This window comes from Pseudomonas sp. 7-41 (genome assembly GCF_021233075.1).
Taxonomy (GTDB): domain Bacteria; phylum Pseudomonadota; class Gammaproteobacteria; order Pseudomonadales; family Pseudomonadaceae; genus Aquipseudomonas; species Aquipseudomonas veronii.
In genome coordinates, this window is sequence record NZ_CP089551.1 from 480,759 (window position 1) to 501,430 (window position 20,672).

Sequence of the window (20,672 nt, forward strand, 5' to 3'; positions counted from 1 at the left end):
CGTGGGCAGGGCGCGCTTTACCCCCACGCAAAGCCTCTATTACGGGGCTTTCTTAAACTTAATTTCATGTGCCCCCGCCGCGTTTTGACGCGCAACTGTCATCTAGCCACTGCGTAATTGTGTGAAGCGTTTGACGCTTTCATTTCAGAACAGTGACGGAGACCGGTAACAATGAAGACGTTATTAAGCCCCATGGTCGGTGTCGCCATGGCGAGCTTTATGCTGTCCGCCCATGCCGATTTTATCGATGACAGCCACGCCGATGTGACCCTGCTCAACCGCTATCTCAACCAGCAGGGGCGTGACGTGGTCGGTAGCAATGCCAAGGCCCACAGCATTCGCGATTGGGGCCAGGGTTTCGAGTTCAACTTCAAGTCCGGCTACACCGAAGGCCCCGTGGGTTTCGGCCTCGACTTGCAGGCGTTTTACGGTTTGAAACTGGACTCCGGCGGCGACCTCAATGACAAGAATCACCAGGGCCGCTACCCCGGCAGCATGTTCCCGCTGGACGACGGTAAATCCGCTGACCAGTTCGGCGTGCTGAGCCCGACGTTCAAAATGCGCTTCGCCAAGGATGAACTGCGGGTCGGTACGCTGTATGGCAACAACCCGGTGCTGGCCAACACCGACGGCCGCCTGTACCAGCAGACCAACACCGGTGTGCAACTGGTCTCCAAGGACCTCAGCGACTTCACCTTCACCGGTGGCGATATCTTCAAGACCAAGATCCGCAATGAAACCGGCGACCAGGGCATGATCACCGCGGGCGGCACCAAGGAAAGCGACCGCTTCCTCTTCGGCGGTGCCGACTACACCGGCTTGCCGGGCACCACCGTCAGCCTGTGGTATTCCAACCTTGAGGATTACTACCAACAGTTCTTCCTCGGTGCCAAGCGCCATGACGCGTTGTCGGTCGGTGCGATCGACACCGATGTGCGTATGTTCCGCAGCCTGGGGGTGGGCGGTAACGCCGATGGCGACAAGGATTATGCCGCGGCGGGGGTCTATGGCGATGGCGTGAACAAGGGCCGCATCAACCAGTCCACCGTCAGCCTGTTGGAAAGCTACAGCCTGGAAGGTCATACCGTCGGCCTCGGCATCCAGAAAAACAGCGGCAGCAGCGACTTCCCCTACCTGGATTCCGGCCTGAACAGCGGCGACAGCCGCCAGGGCCCCGGCTCGGGTGCCGACACCCCGGCGCTGACCAACATGCAGTTGAACAAATTCCAGCACGCCGGCGAACGCACCTGGCTGGCGCAATACAAATATGACTTCGGCAAACTGGGCCTCAACGGCCTGACGTTCTCCGCCGCCTATGCCCACGGCGATGACATCCGCACCGCACAAGGCACTACCAGCGAATGGGAACGCAACGTTGCCGTGGCCTACCAAGTGCCGACCGGCACCCTCAAGGGCCTGGGCGTGACCTGGAAAAACGCCCACGCCAGCCCAGACATTACCGGTGCCACCGTGCAGGATGAAAACCGCTTTTATGTCAGCTATGTCGTTCCACTCTGGTAGGAGTTTGCTGTAAAACGGAAAGGCAACGTTAAGCGATTCAGCTGCTTAAAAGGCCTGGGAATAGGCTTATTCCCAGGCCTTATTTGCCCCCGTCCAAGAGAGGATTCGATGACTTATATCGCTGCCGAAAACCGCTACGAATCTATTCCGTATCGCCGCGTCGGCCGCAGTGGCTTGGTGCTGCCGGCACTGTCCCTGGGGCTGTGGCACAACTTTGGCGACAGCACCCCGATCGACACCCAGCGCGCCCTGCTGCGCACAGCGTTCGACCTGGGGATCAACCACTTCGACCTGGCCAACAACTACGGCCCACCCTATGGCAGCGCCGAGATCAACTTCGGGCGTTTGCTGCGCGAAGACTTCAAGCATTACCGCGACGAATTGATCATCTCCAGCAAGGCCGGTTGGGACATGTGGCCCGGCCCTTATGGCCAGGGCGGCGGTTCGCGCAAATACATCCTGGCGAGCCTGGACCAGAGCCTGCAGCGCCTGGGCGTCGACTATGTGGATATTTTCTACTCGCACCGCTTCGATGCCGACACCCCCCTGGAAGAAACCGCCAGCGCCCTCGCCACCGCCGTGCAGCAAGGCAAGGCGTTGTACATCGGTATTTCTTCCTACTCCGGGGTGAAAACCCGCGAAATCGCGGCCTTGCTCAACGAGTGGAAAGTCCCGCTGCTGATCCATCAGCCGGCCTACAACCTGCTCAACCGCTGGGTGGAAAAAGACCTGCTCGACACCACCGAAGCCCTCGGCGCCGGGGTGATCGCGTTCACGCCGTTGGCCCAGGGGCTGCTGACCGACAAGTACCTCAATGGCGTGCCGGCCGATGCACGGGTCAATCGCCCCGGTGGCGGTTCGTTGCAGGCCAAGCACTTGTCCGAAGCCAACCTCGCTCACGTGCGCGCGCTGAATGAAATCGCCAAGCGCCGTGGCCAAAGCCTGGCCCAACTGGCCCTGGCCTGGACCCTGCGTGACCCACGGGTAACCAGTGCGCTGATCGGCGCGAGCCGGCCGGAGCAGATCATTGAAAACGTCGGGGCGCTGAAGAACTTGAGCTTTACCGCCGAAGAACTGGCGGAGATCGATCGGTTCGCGTTGGAAGGCGGGATCAACTTGTGGGAAAAGCCATCGACGGCTGAATAACCCGGCACGACCCGGTCAATGTGGGAGGGGGCTTGCCCCCGATTGCGGTGGGTCAGTCAGTACATGCATTGACTGATACAGCGCAATCGGGGGCAAGCCCCCTCCCACATTTTGTCTTCAGTGTGGCGACTGTCGTGTTCGGCTCAGAACGGCACATCGCCAAGAATCGTCGCCCGGTGCATCACCCGCCGCTGTGGCCGGTAGTCGTCCACCGCGTAATGCTGGGTGACGCGGTTATCCCAGAACGCCACGTCATTCTCCTGCCAGCGCCAGCGAATCGTGAACTCCGGGCGTGTCGCGTGGGCGAACAGCAGTTTCAAGATCGCCTCGCTCTCCGCCGCTTCCAGCTCGTTGATTCTGGTGGTGAAGCCCTCGCTGACAAACAGCGACTTGCGCCCACTCACCGGGTGGGTGCGTACCACCGGGTGTGACAGCGGCGGGTTCTTCTTGCGGGTTTCTTCCCAGCGCGCCAGGTCTTCGGCAGTGTTGCCAAAACGCTCCAGCGGGAAGGACTTGGTGAAGTCGTGCGTGGCGGTGAGCCCGTCGAGCAGCCTCTTCAGCGGCTCGGACAGGGCCGCATACGCAGCAATCCCGCTGGCCCACAGCGTGTCGCCGCCAAACGCCGGCAGTTGCTTGGCACTCAGCACCGCGCCGAGGGCCGGGGTGGGCAGAAAGGTCACGTCGGTGTGCCACACGGCGTTGTCGCGCACGTCGGTGACGGCGGTGTCGAGGATCAGCACTTCAGGCTGTTCCGGCACGTTGGGGTAGATCGGATGAATGTGCAGATCGCCGAAGTTCGCCGCGAAGCGTGCTTGTTGCTGCGGCGTGAGCGGCTGGTCGCGGAAAAACACCACCGAATGAGTGAGCAACGCCTGTTCGATGGCGTCGCGCTGTTCGGGGCTCAGCGGTTGAGTGATATCGACGCCACTGATCTGCGCGCCGAGGGCGGTGCTTAATGGGGTAACGGTCAGGCTGCTCATTGGGTTCTCATCACTCAGTGTGCCTGGCCATGCCACGGCACCCATTTACGCTGCAGGGCCCGCAGGCCCATTTCCATGGCGAAGGCGATCAGTGCGATCACCAGAATCCCCAGCACCACGACATCGGTGACCAGGAACTGCGCCGCCGACTGCACCATGAAGCCCAGGCCGCTGGTGGCGGCGATCAGCTCGGCGGCGACCAAGGTCGACCAGCCAACTCCCAGCCCGATACGCACGCCGGTGAGGATGTCGGGCAGCGCGCTCGGCAGGATCACGTGGCGAATCAGCTGGGCGCGCGTGGCCCCCAGCGACTGCGCGGCACGCAGCTTGGCCGGGTCGACGGTACGCACGCCGGTCGCGGTCGCGATGGCAATCGGGGCAAAGATCGCCAGGTAGATCAGCAGCACTTTGGACAGCTCACCGATGCCGCACCAGATCACGATCAGCGGCAGGTAGGCCAGGGGTGGAATCGGCCGGTAGAACTCGATCAACGGGTCGAGAATGCCCCGTGCGATACGGTTCGAGCCGATGGCAATCCCCACCGGGACCGCGGTCAGCACCGCAAAGCCCAGGCCCAGGCCGATACGTTCGAGGCTCGCGCCGAGGTGCTGCCACAAGGTGGAATCCATATAGCCCGTGGTCGCCAGCAACCAGCCTTTTTGCAGCACGGCGGACGGTGGCGGCAGGAACAATGGTTCGATCAGTCCGCTGGCGGTCACCGCCCACCAGATCACCAGCAAGGCAACCAGCGTCAACAGGCTGATCCAACGCGTACTCAGGCTGCGCCGCAGCGGGATAACGGTGCGCGCCACCGGCTTGGCGACCGTGGCGGGAAGTTCGTAGCTGCTCATGCGGACACCTGCCGTTGGGAGAACACTTTGCCCAGCACGTGTTCGCGGGTTTCGATAAAGCGCGGGTCGGATTTGATCGCTCGCGCCGACTCGCCGGCCGCATAACGTTGACCGAAATCCAGGTGCAGGCGCTCGACGATCTGACCGGGGTTGGGCGCCAGCAGGATCAGATCGGTGGCAAGGAACACCGCTTCTTCGATGTCATGGGTAATCAGGAACACCGGCTTGGCCGTGCGCCGCCAGACTTGCAGCAGCAGCTCCTGCATCTGTTCGCGGGTGAATGCATCGAGGGCGCCGAAGGGTTCGTCCATCAGCAGTACACGCGGGTCCGCCGCCAGGGCGCGGGCCAGGCCGACGCGTTGCTTCTGGCCGCCGGACAGTTGCCAGATGCGCCGGCTGTCGAAACCGGCCAGGTCCACCAGCGCGAGCATTTCCCGGGCGCGCACTTCGCGTTGCGCCTTGCTCACGCCGGCCAGCTCCAGGCCGAAGCCGACATTGGCCAGCACGTCCTGCCAGGGCAGCAGGGCATCGTCCTGGAACACCACGCCGCGTTCGGCGCTCGGGCCTTTGACTGGCACGCCATCGAGGCTGATGCGCCCGGCAGAGGGCTCGACAAAACCGGCAATCAGGTTCAACAGCGAAGTCTTGCCACTGCCGGACGGGCCGAGGGCCACCAGCAATTGCCGGGGCCCAAGTTCGAGTGAAATATCAGACAGTACCGGTTCTGTGGCGCCTGGGTACCGTGCGCTGATGCGCTCCAGTTGTAGCAAGGCCATCGCGATGAACTCCTGATCAGTGGGTGATGAACTTGGCGCTGATGTAAGGGGCGTAATCCGGCAGCACCGCCTCGACCTTGCCTTGTTCCTTGAGGAATGCCGCGGTATCGGTCACCGCCTTGATGGTCGGCGCGCCCAGCAGGGTCACCTGCTCAGCGGCCAGCGGGTAGACGTTGCCTTGCAGCAGCGCGGGGATGTCGCTGGCCTTGGCCCCGGAGAGTTTCACCAGCTTGTCGACGTTGCTTTTGTCGGCGAGCCAGGCTTGCGGGTCTTTGCGGTACGCGGCGTAGGCATCCAGGGTGACTTTGGCGAAAGCGCTGACGATTTGCGGATGCTTCTCGGCGAAGTCCTTACGCACGATCCACGCGTCGAAGGTCGGCGCGCCGAACGTGGCCAGCTCGCCGGAAGTGATCAGCACCTTGCCGTTTTCCTTGGCCACGCCCAGGGCCGGGTCCCATACGTAGGTGGCGTCGATATCGCCGCGCTTCCAGGCGGCGATGATGGCCGGCGGCGCGAGGTTGAGGATGGTCACTTTCGCCGGGTCGATGTTCCAGTGCTTCAGCGCGGCCAGCAGGCTGTAGTGGCCGGTGGATACGAAGGGCACGGCGACTTTTTTACCGATCAGGTCCTGCGGGCCATTGATCCCCGAACCGTTGCGCGCCACCAGGGCTTCGGCACCGCCGATCTGGGTGGCGACGAGGAAGGTCTGCACCGGCACTTTACGGGTGATGGCGGCGGTCAGCGGGCTGGAACCGAGGTAGCCGATCTGCACATCGCCGGACGCGATGGCGGCGATGATGTCGGAACCGTTGTCGAATTTGCGCCAGTCGATCTTGGCGTTCGTGGCTTTTTCATACGCGCCGTCGGCCTGGGCGACTTTCGCCGGGTCCACGGTGGTCTGGTAGGCGATGGTCACATCCGCCGCCTGGGCGAACAGGCTGGCACCGGCCAGGGACAATGCCGCCAAGAGGCGGAGAGGGGAATGCAGTTTCAAGGGGAAGCTCCTCAATCAGGCGGCCGAGTGTCGGCGTGTGAGGAGACTAAATGATCTAAGAATGCGAAAATAAATAACTTTTTCGAATTAGCTTATGAGGAGAAGGGTGGGCGGGATTCTTCATCCCAGTGAGGGCAAATGTGGGAGGGAGCTTGCTCCCGATAGCGGTGGTTCAGTCACTGATCAGTTAACTGAGGACTGCTATCGGGGGCAAGCCCCCTCCCACATAGAGCTCATTTCCCTGGGGGAGTGAGTTCGTTTTTTAGTTGCTGATGGCCAGGATGCTGGCCTGGTACGAGCCGACGAACACATCGAAATCGCCCACTTCGTTCTGCTCCAGCTCCGCCTGTTGCGCCAGCGACTTGCGTGCCAGTTCTTCAAAGTGCGCCTGCTCTTCGGCGGGCAACGGTTCGCTGCGGAAATACTCGGCATGCACCTCGCTCTGGTGCAGGGAGAACTGGGCGAAACTTTCCTTGCGCTCGGCCATTGCGGCCAACACCTGGGCCGATGGCGTCAGGGCCGGGTCGTTGACCTTGGCCAACTGGGCGTCCAGTGCCTGGCGGTGTTCCTCGATGCCGTGGCTCTGATCGAGCAGTGCCGCCAGCGGCGCGATCTGCTCCAGCAGCTCGGTGGCCCATTCCTTCATGTCCACCGCCTGGCCCTTGCGCTGCAGTTGCAGGCCCGGACGCCGGCCTTCCTTGACCACGCTGAGGAAGTTCGAGGTGGCGTTGCCGCACTCGTTGTCGGCGAACAGCGGGCTGTCGTTCATCGCGCAATACAGCAGGAACGCATCGAGGAAGCGCGACTCTTGCAGGTCGATGCCCATCGGCAGGAACGGGTTGATGTCCAGGCAGCGCACTTCGATGTACTGGATGCCACGGGCCATCAGCGCCTGGATCGGCCGCTCGCCGGTGTAGGTCACGCGCTTGGGGCGGATGTTGGAGTAGTACTCGTTTTCGATCTGCAGGATGTTGGTGTTGAGCTGCACCCACTCGCCATCCTTGTGGGTGCCGACTTCGACATAAGGCGCGTAGGGCGTTGCCACCGCTTCGCGCAGGCTGTCGGTGTAGCTGGCCAAATCGTTGTAGCACGGCGTCAGGCCGGCCTGGGCGTTGCTCTGGTAACCCAGGTCGCTCATGCGCAGGCTGGTGGCATACGGCAGGTACAAGGTGTCGGCATCCAGCACGTCCAACTGGTGCGAACGGCCGCGCAGGAAGCCTGCGTCCAGCGCCGGCGAGGCACCGAACAGGTACATCAGCAGCCAGCTGTTGCGGCGGAAGTTACGGATCAGCGCGATATAGGCGTCGGACTGATAGTCGCGGTCGGTGCCGACGAAGCCTTCGCTTTCCTTGAGCAGCGGCCACAATTTTTCCGGCAGGGAAAAGTTGTAGTGGATGCCGGCAATGCACTGCATGGTCTTGCCGTAACGCAGGGCCAGGCCCTTGCGATACACGTACTTGAGCTGTCCGATATTGGAGGTGCCGTAGTAGGCAATCGGAATGTCTTCCTCGGCCGGCAACGGGCACGGCATCGAGGGGCTCCACAGGTATTCGCTGCCGAGCTTGCTGTAGGCAAAGCGATGGATCTTGTCCAGGCTGCTCAGGGTATCGGCCGGGTTGGGCAGGGCTGGGGTGATGAACTCCAGCAACGATTCCGAGTAGTCGGTGGTGATCTGTTCGTGGGTCAGCGCGGCGCCCAGGGCTTCGGGATGCGGCGTCTGCGCCAGGCGACCTTCATGGGTGACACGCAGGCATTCGCGCTCGATGCCGTGCAAGCAATGCTCCAGCAGGGAGAGGTGTTCGCGCTTGCCGAGCAGGGCCAGGCGGCGGTTGAGAAGTTCGCTCAAGTTGGATTCCTTCACGCGTCAGTCGCCCCAATATGGGGGTGGGCAGGACGGTCTACAAGGGTGAAGTTAAAACTGGCGTGATCGCCTGGTTTTGAGTCGATTTGACCCGCTTTGAAAAAGCCTACATCACTCCATGAATTGGGCTGTAGCGCAGCAAGAAAATTCCGACGCTGTTATCGCAGCGCCGAAATTAACTCAAATCGAGGGCGGGGAGCTATAGGACAGCGAAGGTGCCCTGCGCTTTTGCGACAAGTCTTTCACCTTGGTACACGTCGGCTTCGACCACCAACGTGCGCCGCCCGGGGTGAATCACTCGCGCGGTACACAGCACCTCGCCGTTTTCCACCGCGCGGATGTAGTTGATTTTGCATTCGATGGTCGCGCTCTGCTGGTCGAACCCGTGGGCGCTGGAACAGGCCAGCCCCATGGTGATGTCGACCAGGCTGAAAATCGCCCCGCCATGCAGCTTGCCTGCGCGGTTGCGCAGTTGCGGCTCCAGGCTCAGGGCCACCTCGGCAACGCCCTGCTCCAGGCGTTGCAGGCGGCAGCCGATCAGTTCGCTGAACGCGCTTTGGGTCAAACCGGCTGGAATCTCCATCAGCGTTTCTTCAACTGTTTGGCGTTGGCGAACAGCGAGGCCATGGCGTTGTTGCTCGGCGCTGCGGTCGCGGTTTCCTTGCGTGGCGCGTTGTTTTGCGACTGGCGCGGCGCCGAGCCTGGGCGGGCGCCACGGGCACCGTCGATTTTCTCGCCGGGGGTGTCGCTCATACGCATCGACAGGCCGACGCGCTTGCGCGGGATGTCGACTTCCATGACCTTGACCTTGACCACGTCACCGGCCTTCACCGCTTCGCGCGGGTCTTTGATGAACTTCTCCGAAAGCGCGGAGATATGCACCAAACCGTCCTGATGCACGCCGATGTCCACAAAGGCACCGAAGTTGGTCACGTTGGTCACCACGCCTTCGAGGATCATGCCCAGTTGCAGGTCCTTGAGGTCTTCGACGCCGTCCTGGAACTCGGCGGTCTTGAACTCGGGACGCGGGTCGCGCCCGGGTTTTTCCAGCTCTTGCAGGATGTCGGTGATGGTCGGCACGCCGAAGGTCTCGTCGGTGTACTTCTTCGGGTCCAGGCGCTTGAGGAACGCGGCGTCGCCGATTAGCGAGCGGATGTCGCGGTCGGTCTCGGCGGCGATGCGTTGCACCAGCGGGTAGGCTTCCGGGTGGACCGCCGAGGCGTCCAGCGGGTTGTCGCCGTTCATCACGCGCAGGAAGCCGGCGGCCTGTTCGAAGGTTTTTTCACCCAGGCGTGCGACTTTTTTCAGCGCGGCGCGGGTCTTGAACGCACCGTTTTCGTCGCGATGGGTCACGATGTTCTGCGCCAGGGTCGCGTTGAGGCCGGAGATCCGCGCCAGCAGCGCGACGGAGGCGGTGTTCACGTCCACGCCCACGGCGTTCACGCAGTCTTCCACCACCGCATCCAGGCCGCGTGCCAGTTTCAGCTGCGACACATCGTGCTGGTATTGGCCGACGCCGATGGATTTCGGGTCGATTTTCACCAGTTCGGCCAACGGGTCTTGCAGGCGACGGGCGATGGACACTGCGCCACGGATCGACACGTCGAGGTCCGGGAATTCCTTGGAAGCCAGTTCCGACGCCGAGTACACCGAAGCGCCCGCCTCGGAGACCATGACCTTGGTCATCTTCATGGCTGGGTATTTTTTGATCAGTTCGGCGGCCAGTTTGTCGGTTTCACGGCTGGCGGTGCCGTTGCCGATGGCGATCAGGTCCACCGCGTGCTTGGCGCACAGGGCCGCGAGGATCGCGAGGGTCTGGTCCCACTTGTTGTGGGGCACGTGCGGATACACGGTGGCGTGGTCCAGCAGCTTGCCGGTCGAGTCGACCACGGCGACCTTGCAGCCGGTGCGCAGGCCCGGGTCGAGGCCCAGGGTGGCACGCGGGCCGGCCGGTGCGGCCAGCAGCAGGTCGTGCAGGTTGTGGGCGAAGACGTTGATTGCTTCGGTTTCGGCGCCGTCGCGCAACTCGCCGAGCAGGTCGGTTTCCAGGTGGGTGTAGAGCTTGACCTTCCAGGTCCAGCGCACGACTTCACCGAGCCACTTGTCCGCAGGACGGTTCTGATTCTGGATGCCGAATTGTTGACCGATCATGCCTTCGCACGGGTGCATGGTGCCCGGCAGTTCGTCGCCGACTTTCAGCGCGGAGCTGAGAATACCTTCGTTGCGGCCGCGGAAAATCGCCAGGGCGCGGTGGGACGGCATGCTCTTGAGGGGTTCGTCGTGTTCGAAGTAGTCGCGGAACTTGGCGCCTTCTTCCTCTTTGCCGGCGATCACGCGGGCGCTGAGGATGGCTTCCTGCTTCAGGTAGGTGCGCAGCTTTTCCAGCAGGCTGGCGTCTTCGGCGAAGCGTTCCATCAGGATGTATTTGGCGCCTTCGAGGGCGGCCTTGACGTCGGCGACGCCTTTTTCAGCGTTGATGAAGCGCGCGGCTTCGGTATCCGGGTTCAGCGATGGGTCGTTGAACAGGTCGTCGGCCAGGTCGCCGAGGCCGGCTTCCAGGGCGATCTGGCCCTTGGTGCGGCGCTTCTGTTTGTACGGCAGGTAGAGGTCTTCGAGACGGGTCTTGGTATCGGCGAGTTTGATGTCGCGTTCCAATTGCGGGGTCAGCTTGCCCTGTTCCGCGATGCTGGCGAGGATGCTGATGCGCCGTTCGTCGAGTTCTCGCAGGTAGCGCAGGCGCTCTTCCAGGTGCCGCAGTTGAATGTCGTCGAGGCTGCCGGTCACTTCTTTTCGGTAACGGGCGATGAAGGGCACCGTGGAGCCCTCATCCAGTAGAGCGACGGCCGCTTCGACCTGTTGGGGGCGTACGCCGAGTTCCTCGGCGATGCGGCTGTTGATGCTGTCCATAAAACCACCTGAAATTCTTAAAAGCAGCTCGCAAGCCCGGAAAACAAGGCCCGACGAGGCTGGTTGAGCGGCCCGACTGGCGCCGCTGCCTGGGTCAAGAGGCTGCCTATTGACCCTCGAAATCGTAAAAAACACGACAAGCGGGTGAAAAAAAGCCCGGCAGTAAACGGTAACGATCTGACGTTGCCCTGCACGAAGGCGCCGCATTATAACCAGCGTTCTGTCCTTGGGGGGGACTGCGCCACAGGTTGTAGGGCGTGGGTTCGCTGGCAGTAGAGGAAAAATCTGCTAACAATGCACACGGTGCGTATAACGGCAGCTAGGCCATAATGCGCGCCGAGATAAGAGGAGCATCCAATGAGCAGCACTGCACAAACTGCTGAAGGCGAAAAAATTCTCATCGTTGATGACGATCCGGGGCTGAGCAGCCTGCTGGAGCGTTTTTTCAACTCCAAGGGTTATCGTGCCCGCGCGGTGCCGAACACCGAGCAGATGGACCGCCTGTTGGGGCGGGAAGTGTTCAACCTGGTCGTGCTCGACCTGATGCTACCCGGCGAAGACGGCCTCACCGCCTGCAAACGCCTGCGCGGCGCGAACAACCAGATTCCGATCATCATGCTCACCGCCAAGGGCGATGAGCTGAGCCGCATCAAGGGCCTCGAACTGGGCGCTGATGATTACCTGGCCAAGCCGTTCAACCCGGACGAGCTGATGGCGCGGGTCAAGGCCGTATTGCGTCGCCAGGCGGCGCCGGTGCCGGGCGCACCGGGCAGTGAAGACGAAAGCGTCACCTTCGGCGATTACGAACTGTCATTGGCCACCCGTGAGCTCAAGCGTGGCGATGAAGTCCACATGCTCACCACCGGCGAGTTCGCCGTGCTCAAGGCGCTGGTGATGAACGCGCGCCAGCCGCTGACCCGCGACAAACTGATGAACCTGGCCCGTGGTCGGGAATGGGACGCTCTGGAGCGCTCCATCGACGTGCAGATTTCCCGTCTGCGCCGAATGATCGAGCCGGACCCGTCCAAGCCGCGTTATATCCAGACGGTGTGGGGCGTGGGGTATGTGTTTGTGCCGGATGGCACTGCAACCAAGTGACCGATGATTTGCAGGGGCGGGCATCCTGGCGTTTGGCTCCATGAGGGGCGACGGGATGTCCGGCGTCTGCAATTCTGCGAGCGCCGCTCGTTCCTGCAAGGTGTCTAGCTGTCTCCTATGAAAACCCCGCTGTGGTTCCCGCAAAGTTTCTTCTCCCGCACCCTTTGGCTGGTGCTCATCGTCGTTCTGTTTTCCAAGGCACTCACGCTGGTTTATCTGTTGATGAACGAAGACGTGCTGGTGGATCGACAGTACAGCCACGGTGTCGCCCTGACCTTGCGCGCCTATTGGGCGGCCGACCCCGAGAACCGCGAGAAAATCGCCAAGGCGGCGACACTGGTGCGCGTGGCGGGTGCAGGTGTGCCGGAAGGCGAGCAGCATTGGCCCTACAGTGAGATTTACCAGCGCCAGATGCAGGCGGAACTGGGCGACGACACCGAAGTTCGGCTGCGTATGCATGTGTCACCCGCGCTGTGGGTGCGCGCGCCGAGCCTGGGGGAAGATTGGCTGAAGGTGCCGCTGTATCCGCACCCTTTGCGAGGGCAGAAGATCTGGAATGTACTGGGCTGGTTCCTGGCTATCGGCTTGCTTTCGACGGCGTCCGCGTGGATTTTCGTGCGCCAGCTCAATCAACCGCTTAAACGCCTGGTGTTCGCCGCCCGCCAGCTGGGACAGGGGCGCAGTGTGCGCCTGCCGGTCAGCGACACGCCCAGCGAGATGACCGAGGTCTACAGCGCGTTCAACCAGATGGCCGAGGACGTCGAACAGGCCGGGCGCGAGCGCGAGCTGATGCTTGCGGGCGTGTCCCATGACTTGCGCACGCCATTGACGCGTTTGCGGCTGTCCCTGGAGCTGATGGGCAACCATACCGATCTCACGGACGACATGGTGCGTGATATCGAGGACATGGACGCGATTCTCGACCAGTTCCTGGCCTTTATCCGCGATGGTCGCGATGAGGTGGTGGAAGTCGTCGACCTGACGGACCTGGTGCGCGAGGTGGTAGCGCCCTACAACCAGAATGGCGAGCAGGTGCGGATGCGCCTGGAGCCGATCCAGCCGTTTGCGTTGCGTCGGGTCTCGATGAAGCGCCTGCTGAACAACCTGATCGGCAACGCCTTGCACCACGCCGGTTCGGATGTGGAAGTGGCGGCGTATGTCTCCGGTGACAGTGCTGCGCCCTATGTGGTGCTGAGCGTGATGGATCGCGGGGCCGGTATCGACCCGGCCGAGCTGGAAGGCATCTTCAACCCCTTCACCCGTGGCGACCGTGCTCGGGGTGGCAAGGGCACCGGTTTGGGGCTGGCGATTGTGCGGCGGATTGCCTCGATGCATGGCGGCAATGTTGAGTTGCGCAACCGCGAGGGCGGTGGGCTGGAAGCGCGGGTGCGCTTGCCGTTGGGTTTGATGTTGCCCCGAGACGCGGTGTAGCTGCAGCGGCAAGCTGCACGTTTAGAGCTGCAAGAGAAAAGCAAACGGCTTCTGCCCGTCTCTTGCAGCCTGAAGCTTCAAGCTGAAGACTGCTCCTCTAGCCCTTGCCCTTGGTCCGGGTCATGTTCGGCCCGCCACTCTTTTCCAGATGCTGAATGATGATCCCCGCCACATCCTTGCCGGTGGTGGTCTCGATGCCTTCCAGGCCAGGTGATGAATTGACTTCCATCACCAGCGGGCCATGGTTGGAACGCAGGATGTCCACGCCCGCCACGCTCAACCCCATGACCTTGGCCGCCCGTAGCGCGGTCATGCGCTCTTCGGGGGTGATCTTGATCAGGCTGGCGCTGCCGCCACGGTGCAGGTTGGAGCGGAATTCCCCGGGCTTGGCCTGGCGTTTCATCGCGGCAATCACCTTGTCGCCGACCACGAAGCAGCGGATATCCGCACCGCCGGCTTCCTTGATGTATTCCTGCACCATGATGTTCTGCTTGAGGCCCATGAATGCCTCGATCACCGACTCCGCCGCCGTGGCGGTTTCGCACAGCACCACGCCGATGCCCTGGGTGCCTTCCAGCACCTTGATCACCAGCGGCGCGCCGTTGACCATTTCGATCAGGTCGGGAATGTCGTCGGGGGAGTGGGCAAAGCCGGTGACCGGCAGGCCGATACCCCGGCGCGACAGCAATTGCAGCGAGCGCAGCTTGTCCCGCGAGCGCGCGATCGCGACGGATTCATTCAGCGGGGAGACGCCCATCATTTCAAACTGGCGCAACACCGCGCAGCCATAAAAGGTCACCGAGGCGCCGATACGCGGGATCACCGCATCAAAGCCTTCCAGTGGTTTGCCGCGGTAATGGATCTGCGGCTTATGGCTGGCAATGTTCATATAGGCACGCAACGTGTCGATCACCACCATTTCGTGGCCACGTTCGGTGCCGGCCTCGACCAGGCGGCGGGTGGAATACAGACGCGGGTTTCGCGACAGCACAGCAATCTTCATGCAGCACCTGGGGCAGAAATAGTGGAGACCGGGAACACCGGCTTGTCTTGAACGTACTTGACGCCGGGATTGACCACCAACTGGCCGTCAATCAGCGCCTTGGAACCGAGGAGCAGGCGGTAGCGCATGGCCTTGCGGCAGGCGAGGGTGAATTCCACCCGCCATACCCGGTCGCCCAGCGCCAGGGTGGTGCTGATCACATAGCGCACCTGCGCATGACCATTGGAGCTCTTGATGGTTTTCATCGCCACCAGCGGCGCTTCGCAGCGGCGGTGACGCAACTGCACGACGCTGCCCAGGTGTGCGGTAAAGCGCACCCATTTCTCACCGTCGCGCTCAAAGGGTTCGATATCGGTGGCGTGCAGGCTCGAAGTGCTGGCACCGGTGTCGATCTTCGCGCGCAGGCCTGCCACTCCCAAGTCGGGAAGTGCCACCCACTCACGCAGACCGACAACGGTCAAATGGTCAAATGTCTTCAATATGGGTAACCGGTCAATTCGCCCAGGCTTGAGGGGAAACCTCGGCCAGCGCGTTGAATGCGGGCTTGGCGAACCAGTAGCCCTGCATCAGAAATATTCCACAGTCGGACAGGAAGTCGCGCTCACCGGCACTTTCAATGCCTTCAGCGATGACAGTAACGCCCAACTGCTCACAGATTGTGACAATCCCCTGGACGATGACCTGGCGGACACGATCCTGGTCGACATCGCGAATCAGCGCCATGTCGAGTTTGATCAAGTCAGGTTGGAAATCGGCCAGCAGGTTCAGCCCCGAATAGCCCGCGCCGAAATCGTCGATGGCAGTTTTGAAGCCGAATTCGCGGTATTCACGCAGAATATTCGTCAAATGGCGATGGTTATCTATGTGTTCGCTTTCCAGCGTCTCGAAAATCAGTTGGTCAAGCGGAAAATTGTGCGTGCGGGCGGCCTCCAGGGTGCTGCGAATGCACAGCTCGGGTCGATACACCGCGTTGGGCATGAAATTGATGGAAAGACAGGTTTGCATCCCCAGGGCCGCGGCGCCGGCGATTGCCTGGGTACGGCAACGCTGGTCGAAACGGTAGCGGTTGCTATCGTTGACCTGGGCCAGCACCGACAACGCCCCTTCGCCCTGTGAACCCCGCACCAAGGCTTCGTGGGCAAAAACCGAATGGTCGCGAAGGTCTACGATCGGTTGGTAGGCGAATGCAAAATCAAAACCCAAGGGCTCGCTTTGCTGGCAGCCCACGCAATGCTGGTTGGGCGAGGTGAGTGAAGTCGGGAAGTCGGTCACAGGGTATCCTCGCGAAAACAGGGGGCTACCTGGCGTATCTTAGGTGAGCCTTGGGGTTTATGCGTCGAAGGGTTTCAACAGTAAAGTTGCGACATTTTTCAGAACGAGGAATTCAAGTGGCTCAGAAGCAGGCAGAGGAAGAAAAAATCCGTTTGGACAAATGGCTGTGGGCGGCGCGTTTCTATAAAACCCGTGCCTTGGCCAAGGCCGCTATCGAGAGTGGCAAGGTGCATCATCGCGGCGAACGCTGCAAGCCGGGCAAAGAGCCGCGCGTGGGTGATGAGTTGCAGATTCGTATCGGATTTGACGAAAAAACTGTCGTGGTCCAGGCGCTTTCCAGCGTGCGCCGTGGCGCACCCGAAGCGCAGGCGCTGTATGCCGAGACCGAAGCCAGCGTTGCCAAGCGCGAAAACGCAGCGGCGATGCGTAAGGCCGGCGCCACAGGCATGACCACCGATGGCAAGCCGAGCAAAAAGCAGCGCCGCGACCTGTTCAAGTTTCGCGGCAGCGGTAATGACGATTGACCGCGCACATCGTCAGCGCAAAGCAGATCGATAGATGTGGGAGCGTCAGCAGGATGCGCGCATGACGCTCAATCGCCCGATCACCGGCAGCTTGGCGAGTAACCCGAACACCGGCGCGGTCAGCCGTAGCAACACCTGCGACACCTTTGCCGCAAACGGTGTGTAATAGCCCCATCCCAATGCCAGCAGTGCCAGCAACACTCCGCCGATATAATCGTCCTGCGCCCAATGTGCGCCCGCCACCAGCCGCGGCATCATGAACACCAACGCCAGGCCCCAGATCACCAGCACCTGGCCCCGCCGCTGGGCGAATACCGTCATGAACATTCCCCAGATCAGCAGCACCGAAGCATGATCCCCAGGGAAACTCTGGCTCGAACGGTCTTTCAACTCCCAGGTTTTCTCCAGCCCCGGGAAATAGTCGCTCATCCGAATCGCGCCGCTGAGCACTATCGAAGGGCTGCTGTGTTGCCAACCCATCTGCGCCGCGAGTTTGGAAAACAGCATGCGGATAAACAGCAACAGCAGCAGAATCCCGAAGAAGCCAAGAAACGCCTGGCGCACCTGCGCCGCCTTGAACACCCAATCGCCGCGAATCAACAGCGTCAGCAGAATCACGCCGACCACCGCATCAAACGGCCGCAGGCTGGCCACGGCCCACACATGCAGCCAGGTCGGATTGCTCGCCAGGGGGGCATTGAACAGGTGAAACAGCCACTCGTCGAAAAACACGCATAGCATCTGGCCTGCGGGCCACAGCCAAAAACACAGCAGTCCGAATGCGAGTAGATTGCAAAAAGCCCATCGCCGGAGGTTCCACTTGGCTTGGAACAAACCCGGATTGTTCATAAACTGTCCCTCTTTGCTCTATATAAGCTCTCTGTTTCCAGGAGAGAGCCGCACCAAAATGGTGCTAAAGCGTTCAATTTTATAAACGTTGTAACAATTTTGTCATCAATTCAGATACCTAGACCTATGACTGATTTACCGGATACCGACTTCACCCAACGCTTCATCTTCGACGAGAACGACGCCCGCGGCGAACTGGTCTCGTTGGAGCGCAGCTATGCCGAAGTCCTCGCCAAGCACCCCTATCCGGAGCCGGTCGCGCAACTGCTCGGTGAATTGATGGCGGCGGCGGCGCTGTTGGTAGGCACCATGAAATTCGACGGGTTGCTGATCCTGCAGGCGCGGTCCGAAGGTCCGGTCCCGTTGCTGATGATCGAGTGCTCCAGCGAGCGTGAGATCCGTGGCCTGGCCCGGTATGAGGCTGACCTGATCGCCCCGGACGCGACCCTGGCCGACCTGATGCCCAACGGCGTGCTGGCGCTCACCGTCGACCCGACCGACGGCCAGCGTTACCAGGGCATCGTCGACCTCGACGGCGAAAACCTGTCGGACTGCTTCACCAACTATTTCGTTATGTCCCAGCAGATCGGCACGCGCTTCTGGCTCAACGCCGACGGCAAGCGCGCCCGTGGCCTGTTGCTGCAACAGCTGCCCGCCGACCGCATCAAGGACGACGACGAACGCGCCGAAAGCTGGCGCAACCTCACCGCCCTGGCTGGCACCCTGACCGCCGAAGAATTGCTGGCCCTGGACAACGAAACCATCCTGCATCGCCTGTACCACGAAGAGACTGTGCGCTTGTTCGACGCGCAGGGTTTGCGCTTCCATTGCAGTTGCTCTCGCGAGCGTTCGGCGAACGCGCTGGTCAGTCTCGGCCTGGAAGATGCGCAAAATCTGGTGGTGGAACACGGTGGTCAGATCGAAATCGACTGCCAGTTCTGCAACCAGCGCTACCTGTTCGACGCCGCCGATATCGTCCAATTGTTCGCCGGCGCCGGTATCGGTACCCCCTCCGATACCCGCCACTAAAACGTTTAAGCACAGGTAAATCACCTGACAAATGCCGGATTAGCGCTGTTCTGACGGGAGGGCCCTACTTTTTTTGGGCTTTTCTGGCATAATCCGGCCCACTTTTTTCGCGGTAGTAGTGCGCAACTTTCTACTACAAAACGTTTGGAGCACTCGGCCACAGGCCGACGGGGAACCTCATGACGCAAGCCAATAACGCCGTATACACCGATCTGAGTGTTGACGATCTGGTCAAAGAAGCCCTGCAGCGCGGTGAAGGCGTGCTTGCCGATACTGGCGCACTGGTCGTAGAAACCGGTCACCGTACCGGCCGTTCGCCAGTCGACCGTTTCATCGTTGAAGAGCCTTCGACCCAGGACGCCATTGCCTGGGGCCCGATCAACCGCAAGTTCCCGGCCGACAAGTTCGATGCCCTGTGGGCTCGCGTCGAGGCGTTCAACAACGCGCAAGAACATTTTGTTTCCCACGTGCATGTAGGGGCCTCCGAAGACCACTACCTGGCCGTGAAGATGACCACCCAGACTGCCTGGCATAACCTGTTCGGTCGTTGCCTGTTCATCAACCCGGCCCAGTACAACCCGGCCGGCCGTGACGAGTGGCAAGTGCTCAACGTGGCCAATTTCGAGTGCGTGCCTGAGCGTGACGGCACCAACTCCGACGGTTGCGTGATTCTCAACTTCGCCCAGAAAAAAGTGCTGATCGCCGGCATGCTTTACGCTGGTGAAATGAAGAAAGCCATGTTCTCGGTGCAGAACTTCCTGCTGCCGGCCGCCGACGTACTGCCGATGCACTGCGCCGCCAACATTGGCGAAGCAGGCGACGTGACCCTGTTCTTCGGCCTGTCCGGCACCGGCAAGACCACCCTGTCCGCCGACGAAAGCCGTTACCTGATCGGTGACGACGAACACGGCTGGGGCAAGGGCGTGGTGTTCAACATCGAAGGCGGTTGCTATGCCAAGTGCATCGACCTGTCGGAGAAGAACGAGCCGGTTATCTGGAAAGCCATCAAGCACGGCGCGGTGCTGGAAAACGTCGTCATCGACGAGGCCAAGCATGCCGACTACAGCGATGTCAGCCTGACCCAGAACAGCCGTGCCGCCTACCCGCTCGAGCACGTGGCCAAGCGTTCCGAGAAGAACCTCGGCGGCGAGCCAAACGCTGTGATCTTCCTGACCTGCGACCTGACCGGCGTACTGCCGCCTGTGTCGATCCTCAGCGAAGAACAAGCGGCCTACCACTTCCTGTCCGGCTACACCGCACTGGTGGGCTCGACTGAAATGGGTTCGGGCAGCGGCATCAAGTCGACGTTCTCGACTTGCTTCGGTGCGCCATTCTTCCCACGCCCGGCCGGCGAATACGCCGAGCTGCTGATCAAGCGCATCCGCGGCTTCGGCTCCAAGGTCTACCTGGTCAACACCGGCTGGACCGGCGGCGGCTACGGCGTCGGCCAACGCTTCAACATCCCGACCACCCGCGGCGTGATCGCAGCGATCCAGAGCGGCGCGTTGATCGGCGTTGAAACGCAACACCTCGACACCATCAACCTGGACGTGCCATTGGCTGTACCGGGTGTTGAGACCGGCCTGTTGAACCCACGTAACACCTGGGCTGACAAGGCTGCCTACGACGAAGCGGCGAAGGCGCTGGCGGGTCTGTTCATCGAGAACTTCAAGAAGTTTGACGTGAGCGATGCGATCAAGGCAGCGGGTCCGAAGTTGTAAGATTCGGTCGTTGTGAAAAAGCCGCCCCTTGTGGGCGGCTTTTTTGTGCGCGAACGGTCAGTTGGCGCCTGCCGCTGTTTTGCCGGTTAGCTCAAGTTTTCCAGCGTCTGCGTGTCCCAGCTGTGGGTTTTGATCGCCAGATAAAGCATGCCGATGGTCAGCGGCACCTTTTCGCCACGCCCCTTGGCCCGCCGCTTGAGGAACACATCAAACACCGGTGGGTTGAAGTAACGATAAGTGTCGTAGTCGCCCAGATCGAGGGCGAATTCCTGTTCCAGCGCTTCCATGAGTTGCTTGGCTTCGCTGCCGTCGCAGCCCAGGTCGAAGTTGAGTGAGGTCTGCAGGCGAATGGTCTTGTGTTTCGGCAGGCCGATTTCTTCGTGCAGCAGTTGCAGGAGTTGCTGCATGACCGGGTCTTCGGGGAAGTTGGGGGCGAGGTTCATGGTGGGAGCACGCAGGAGTGGGTGAGGGGGACGGTCGCGTTTGAGGCGAAATTTGTTTCGGGTGATGAAGAGTGCCAAGCCTATCAAGAATAGAAAAACAGGCAGGAAGGGCATTCTAAGGATTACTGCTACGTAGGGTAGTAGGAAGGTGAAAATCAGGCCGGTTGCGAGAAATGTGATTGCCAAGCGCTTTCTGAGCGTGCAGTCGGTTATTTGGTAGTGCAGCACAAGGTAGAACCCGAGGAAACACATTAATTGCAGGTAGA

The 20,672-nt window shown here is 61.3% G+C and carries 19 protein-coding genes; 7 read left to right on the top strand and 12 right to left on the bottom strand.

Annotated features, from left to right (window positions below):
- Nucleotides 1–192 precede the first annotated feature (192 nt).
- Both LQ249_RS02100 and mgrA read left to right on the top strand, forming a co-directional pair.
- Nucleotides 193–1,521 carry an OprD family outer membrane porin gene (locus LQ249_RS02100; RefSeq protein WP_082107807.1) on the top strand — a complete coding sequence of 443 codons (1,329 nt, stop codon included), beginning with the start codon at nucleotides 193–195 and terminating at the stop codon, nucleotides 1,519–1,521.
- 108 nt (nucleotides 1,522–1,629) lie between these two features.
- On the top strand, nucleotides 1,630–2,667 hold the full coding sequence (gene mgrA, locus LQ249_RS02105; protein WP_017848582.1) for an L-glyceraldehyde 3-phosphate reductase: 1,038 nt from the start codon (nucleotides 1,630–1,632) through the stop codon (nucleotides 2,665–2,667).
- Between the two features lie 143 nt (nucleotides 2,668–2,810).
- Here mgrA and tauD read toward each other — a convergent pair whose 3' ends face one another.
- The 7 genes from tauD to LQ249_RS02140 form a co-directional block, all read right to left on the bottom strand.
- A complete protein-coding gene (gene tauD / locus LQ249_RS02110; RefSeq protein ID WP_079442629.1) occupies nucleotides 2,811–3,647 on the bottom strand; it encodes a taurine dioxygenase in 837 nt (278 codons plus the stop codon).
- 14 nt (nucleotides 3,648–3,661) lie between these two features.
- Complete coding sequence (tauC, locus tag LQ249_RS02115; RefSeq protein WP_017848580.1) at nucleotides 3,662–4,498, bottom strand: taurine ABC transporter permease TauC; 837 nt, start codon at nucleotides 4,496–4,498, stop codon at nucleotides 3,662–3,664.
- Nucleotides 4,495–5,274, bottom strand: a complete 780-nt coding sequence (gene tauB, locus LQ249_RS02120; protein ID WP_017848579.1) for a taurine ABC transporter ATP-binding subunit — start codon at nucleotides 5,272–5,274, stop codon at nucleotides 4,495–4,497. The genes tauC and tauB overlap by 4 nt, the downstream gene beginning before the upstream one ends.
- A gap of 16 nt (nucleotides 5,275–5,290) precedes the next feature.
- Nucleotides 5,291–6,268, bottom strand: coding sequence for a taurine ABC transporter substrate-binding protein (tauA, locus tag LQ249_RS02125; RefSeq protein ID WP_017848578.1), 978 nt, complete (start codon nucleotides 6,266–6,268; stop codon nucleotides 5,291–5,293).
- Between the two features lie 262 nt (nucleotides 6,269–6,530).
- A complete protein-coding gene (gene gshA, locus LQ249_RS02130; protein ID WP_126587746.1) occupies nucleotides 6,531–8,114 on the bottom strand; it encodes a glutamate--cysteine ligase in 1,584 nt (527 codons plus the stop codon).
- 214 nt (nucleotides 8,115–8,328) lie between these two features.
- On the bottom strand, nucleotides 8,329–8,712 hold the full coding sequence (locus LQ249_RS02135) for a PaaI family thioesterase (RefSeq protein ID WP_017848576.1): 384 nt from the start codon (nucleotides 8,710–8,712) through the stop codon (nucleotides 8,329–8,331).
- Entirely contained in the window at nucleotides 8,712–11,036 is a 2,325-nt protein-coding gene (locus LQ249_RS02140) for a Tex family protein (RefSeq protein WP_232566156.1), read from the bottom strand. Before LQ249_RS02140 ends, LQ249_RS02135 begins: the two co-directional genes overlap by 1 nt.
- 357 nt (nucleotides 11,037–11,393) lie before the next feature.
- Between LQ249_RS02140 and ompR the strand changes: the two genes are divergently transcribed.
- Nucleotides 11,394–12,134, top strand: coding sequence for an osmolarity response regulator transcription factor OmpR (ompR, locus tag LQ249_RS02145; RefSeq protein WP_003213175.1), 741 nt, complete (start codon nucleotides 11,394–11,396; stop codon nucleotides 12,132–12,134).
- 117 nt (nucleotides 12,135–12,251) lie between these two features.
- A complete protein-coding gene (locus tag LQ249_RS02150; RefSeq protein ID WP_017848574.1) occupies nucleotides 12,252–13,565 on the top strand; it encodes an ATP-binding protein in 1,314 nt (437 codons plus the stop codon).
- A 97-nt stretch (nucleotides 13,566–13,662) separates the two neighbouring features.
- Here LQ249_RS02150 and rimK read toward each other — a convergent pair whose 3' ends face one another.
- The 3 genes from rimK to rimA are packed head-to-tail and all read right to left on the bottom strand — an operon-like array spanning nucleotide 13,663 to nucleotide 15,840.
- Nucleotides 13,663–14,568, bottom strand: a complete 906-nt coding sequence (rimK, locus tag LQ249_RS02155) for a 30S ribosomal protein S6--L-glutamate ligase (RefSeq protein ID WP_003213178.1) — start codon at nucleotides 14,566–14,568, stop codon at nucleotides 13,663–13,665.
- Complete coding sequence (rimB, locus tag LQ249_RS02160) at nucleotides 14,565–15,047, bottom strand: retropepsin-like aspartic endopeptidase RimB (RefSeq protein WP_026140222.1); 483 nt, start codon at nucleotides 15,045–15,047, stop codon at nucleotides 14,565–14,567. Before rimB ends, rimK begins: the two co-directional genes overlap by 4 nt.
- Before the next feature lie 13 nt (nucleotides 15,048–15,060).
- The gene (gene rimA / locus LQ249_RS02165; protein WP_017848572.1) at nucleotides 15,061–15,840 is read right to left on the bottom strand and encodes a S6 modification regulatory phosphodiesterase RimA; all 780 of its coding nucleotides are present in this window, start codon (nucleotides 15,838–15,840) and stop codon (nucleotides 15,061–15,063) included.
- Between the two features lie 116 nt (nucleotides 15,841–15,956).
- On the opposite strand from rimA, the gene LQ249_RS02170 reads away from it, so the two are divergent.
- Nucleotides 15,957–16,364: an RNA-binding S4 domain-containing protein gene (locus LQ249_RS02170; RefSeq protein WP_017848571.1), complete on the top strand. Its 408-nt coding sequence runs from the start codon at nucleotides 15,957–15,959 to the stop codon at nucleotides 16,362–16,364.
- A gap of 45 nt (nucleotides 16,365–16,409) precedes the next feature.
- Here the strand turns inward: LQ249_RS02170 and LQ249_RS02175 are convergent, their stop codons facing one another.
- On the bottom strand, nucleotides 16,410–17,213 hold the full coding sequence (locus LQ249_RS02175) for a phosphatase PAP2 family protein (protein ID WP_169881833.1): 804 nt from the start codon (nucleotides 17,211–17,213) through the stop codon (nucleotides 16,410–16,412).
- A gap of 126 nt (nucleotides 17,214–17,339) precedes the next feature.
- Here LQ249_RS02175 and hslO point away from each other — a divergent pair, with 126 nt between their 5' ends.
- Together hslO and LQ249_RS02185 are read left to right on the top strand one after the other, a co-directional pair.
- The gene (gene hslO, locus LQ249_RS02180) at nucleotides 17,340–18,242 is read left to right on the top strand and encodes an Hsp33 family molecular chaperone HslO (protein WP_057005852.1); all 903 of its coding nucleotides are present in this window, start codon (nucleotides 17,340–17,342) and stop codon (nucleotides 18,240–18,242) included.
- A gap of 179 nt (nucleotides 18,243–18,421) precedes the next feature.
- Complete coding sequence (locus tag LQ249_RS02185; RefSeq protein WP_017848568.1) at nucleotides 18,422–19,963, top strand: phosphoenolpyruvate carboxykinase; 1,542 nt, start codon at nucleotides 18,422–18,424, stop codon at nucleotides 19,961–19,963.
- 86 nt (nucleotides 19,964–20,049) lie between these two features.
- On the opposite strand, the gene LQ249_RS02190 is transcribed toward LQ249_RS02185, so the two are convergent.
- Nucleotides 20,050–20,406, bottom strand: a complete 357-nt coding sequence (locus tag LQ249_RS02190; RefSeq protein WP_017848567.1) for a DUF1493 family protein — start codon at nucleotides 20,404–20,406, stop codon at nucleotides 20,050–20,052.
- Nucleotides 20,407–20,672: the final 266 nt, after the last annotated feature.